Origin of the sequence: Paraburkholderia strydomiana (assembly GCF_046030495.1) — a bacterium.
Taxonomy (GTDB): domain Bacteria; phylum Pseudomonadota; class Gammaproteobacteria; order Burkholderiales; family Burkholderiaceae; genus Paraburkholderia; species Paraburkholderia strydomiana_A.
On the sequence record NZ_JAQQCJ010000074.1, the window covers coordinates 1 to 838 of the forward strand.

Here is an 838-nt window from a genome sequence, read left to right on the forward strand (position 1 = left end):
TTCATGTTCGCGCCCGACGTGATCGCGATCAGCGTCTGGTTCTCGATGCCTTCGCGCTCGGCATACTGCTTCGCGCCCGCAACGGCCAGCGAGCCTGCCGGTTCGAGCACGCTGCGGGTGTCCTGGAACACGTCCTTGATTGCGGCGCACAGCGCGTCGGTGTTCACGAGCAGCACGTCGTCGAGATATTCGTTGCACAGGCGGAAGGTTTCTTCACCGACCAGCTTCACCGCCGTGCCGTCCGAGAACAGCCCGACTTCATTCAGCGTGACGCGCTCTCCCGCTTTGAGCGAGGCGGCCATCGCGCACGAATCATCAGTTTGTACGCCGATCACCTTGATCTCCGGGCGCACCGATTTCACATATGCGGCCACGCCCGCCGCGAGCCCGCCGCCGCCGATCGGCACGAAGATCGCGTGGATCGGCCCCTGATGCTGGCTGAGAATTTCCATCGCCACGGTGCCCTGGCCTGCGATCACGTACGGATCGTCGAACGGATGCACGAAGGTCAGGCCGCGCTCTTCCTGCAGTTTGACCGCATGGCCGTAAGCGTCGCTATACGACTCGCCGAACTGCACCACTTCGACCGTCGGCCCACCATGCGCACGTACTGCATCGACCTTCACCTGCGGCGTCGTCACCGGCACCACGATGATCGCCTTCACACCCATGCGTGCCGCCGACAACGCGACGCCCTGCGCGTGATTGCCTGCCGAAGCCGTGATCACCCCACGCTCCAGCGCTTCAGCCGGAATATGCGCCATCTTGTTGTACGCGCCGCGCAGCTTGAACGAGAACACCGGCTGGTTGTCCTCACGCTTCAGATACACCGGATTGC

The 838-nt window shown here is 63.5% G+C and carries 1 protein-coding gene; it reads right to left on the reverse strand.

Going from position 1 to position 838, the window contains the following annotated elements; genetic code table 11:
• Positions 1–838 (reverse strand): threonine ammonia-lyase, biosynthetic (gene ilvA, locus PQQ53_RS34970; protein WP_408329306.1); only part of this gene is annotated, 838 nt, incomplete at both ends.